2 tRNA genes and 2 rRNA genes (1 of these 4 cut by a window edge) are annotated in these 2500 nt (G+C 36.7%); all 4 read right to left on the bottom strand.

Going from position 1 to position 2500, the window contains the following annotated elements:
• Nucleotides 1-286, bottom strand: a 23S ribosomal RNA gene (locus KHQ18_RS01160); it reaches 2607 nt to the left of the window's first position.
• A gap of 57 nt (nt 287-343) precedes the next feature.
• Nucleotides 344-417 (bottom strand) — tRNA-Ala (locus KHQ18_RS01155).
• A 15-nt stretch (nt 418-432) separates the two neighbouring features.
• Nucleotides 433-506: transfer RNA gene (locus KHQ18_RS01150), tRNA-Ile, on the bottom strand.
• 70 nt (nt 507-576) lie between these two features.
• A 16S ribosomal RNA gene (locus KHQ18_RS01145) occupies nt 577-2113 on the bottom strand.
• Together the 16S and 23S rRNA genes with 2 tRNA genes alongside form the textbook arrangement of a ribosomal RNA operon.
• Between the last annotated feature and the right edge of the window lie 387 nt (nt 2114-2500).

Genomic DNA, 2500 nt, shown 5'->3' with positions numbered 1-2500 from the left:
TAATAGCCGAAACTATTATAGTTTAGACTTTTCCGCTTTCGCTCGCCACTACTTACGGAATAACTTATTTGTTTTATTTTCCTCTAGGTACTTAGATGTTTCAGTTCCCTAGGTTTGCCTTATTCTTATTAGAATAATATCATATCTTCAATATGATAGGTTTACCCATTCGGAAATCTGCGGATTATATCGTATTTGCCAATACCCGCAGCTTATCGCAGCTTATCACGTCCTTCATCGCCTCTCAGAGCCAAGGCATCCACCATGCGCCCTTCCTTATTTTATTATAAGTAACTTAGTATTTTTTTTACTCTATTTTAATATGTAAAAGAACTTATTATTGTGGAGAATATCGGATTCGAACCGATGACCTCCTGTTTGCAAAACAGGTGCTCTAACCAACTGAGCTAATCCCCCTCTCTTTTTTTAACGTAGTCTCGCGCGGATTTGAACCGCGGACCTCTACATTATCAGTGTAACGCTCTAACCAACTGAGCTACGAGACTTGTTTAAAAAAAAGAAGTGAATAATGTTATAGTAATAGTTTTTTCTTTTATTAAAAGATCATTACTCTAAAAAAGAGATATTCCAGCCACACCTTCCGGTACGGCTACCTTGTTACGACTTAGCCCCAGTTATCGATTTTACCTTAGGTAGTTCCTGTTATGGTCACCAACTTCAGGTACCACCGACTTCCATGGCTTGACGGGCGGTGTGTACAAGGCCCGGGAACGTATTCACCGCGCCATTGCTGATGCGCGATTACTAGCGATTCCAACTTTATAGAGTCGAGTTGCAGACTCCAATCCGAACTGAGATTAGCTTTAGAGATTTGCATCTAATTACTTAGTAGCAGCCCATTGGACTAACCATTGTAGCACGTGTGTAGCCCAAGATATAAAGGCCGTGATGATTTGACGTCGTCCCCACCTTCCTCACAACTTACGTAGGCAGTTTTATTAGAGTCCCCAGCCAAACTGATGGTAACTAATAATAGGGGTTGCGCTCGTTAAAGGACTTAACCTTACACCTCACGGCACGAGCTGACGACAACCATGCAGCACCTTGTATTATGTCCGAAGAACTAAAATGTTTCCATTTTATTCATAATACATTCAAACCTTGGTAAGGTTCCTCGCGTATCATCGAATTAAACCACATGCTCCACCGCTTGTGCGGGCCCCCGTCAATTCCTTTGAGTTTCAATCTTGCGATCGTACTCCCCAGGTGGATCACTTATCACTTTCGCTTAGTCACTGAATTATTAAAAAAAAAATCCAACAACTAGTGATCATCGTTTACAGCGTGGACTACTAGGGTATCTAATCCTATTTGCTCCCCACGCTTTCGTGCCTCAGTGTCAGTATATATTTAGTAACCTGCCTTCGCGATTGGTGTTCTGTGTGATATCTATGCATTCCACCGCTACACCACACATTCCAGCTACTCCAATATTACTCAAGTTTATCAGTTTCAATAACACTTTTAACAGTTAAGCTGCAAAATTTCATTAATGACTTAATAAACCACCTACGCACCCTTTAAACCCAATAAATCCGGATAACGCTTGTATCCCCCGTATTACCGCGGCTGCTGGCACGGAGTTAGCCGATACTTATTCGTTAGGTACATTCAATATTTTACGAATAAAATTTTTTATTCCCTAACAAAAGCAGTTTACAATTCTTCGAATCGTCTTCCTGCACGCGGCGTAGCTAGTTCAGAGTTGCCTCCATTGACTAATATTCCTCACTGCTGCCTCCCGTAGGAGTCTGGTCCGTGTCTCAGTACCAGTGTGGGGGTACACCCTCTCAGGCCCCCTACCGATAATTGCCTTGGTAAGCTATTATCTTACCAACTAGCTAATCGGACATACGCTCCTTTTTTTCCGTTAAAAACTTTAATAAATTATCTTATGATAAAATATATTATAGAGTATTAATCCGAGTTTCCTCAGGCTATTCTCTAGAAAAAAGTAGATTACATATGTATTACTCACCCGTTTGCCGGTCGCCATCAAAATGTAATAAAACATTTCATGTTGCCCCTCGACTTGCATGTGTTAAGCTCGCCGCTAGCGTTCATCCTGAGCCAGGATCAAACTCTTCTTTGTTAAATAAAAAAAATTTGATCTTAATAACTCAAAGAAAAAACTATTTACTATAAAAATTTTTAAAGAACGAATATTTATATATTTATTATTTATAACGAATAACGAATAAATAAATTTATAACGAATAACGAATAAATAAAATTTATATATAACGAATAAACAAAAAAATTAAATAATTTATAAAAATATTAAAATTATTTAAAAAAAAATAAATATTTATAATATAAAGTAAATTGTGTGAGAAATTTGTAATTATTGTATGTCAAGGTATGTTTTTTTCAACTTTTAAATTTCTTTAATTATTTGTTTGTTATTTAATTATATAGTTTTTTTTTTGTTTTTCTATTTTTTATGTTTTTTTTTTTTTTTTTTTGAATCATTTATAGT

Origin of the sequence: Candidatus Shikimatogenerans silvanidophilus (assembly GCF_018200315.1) — a bacterium.
Lineage (GTDB): Bacteria > Bacteroidota > Bacteroidia > Flavobacteriales > Blattabacteriaceae > Shikimatogenerans_A > Shikimatogenerans_A silvanidophilus.
This window is presented reverse-complemented; position numbering and strand designations above follow the sequence as displayed.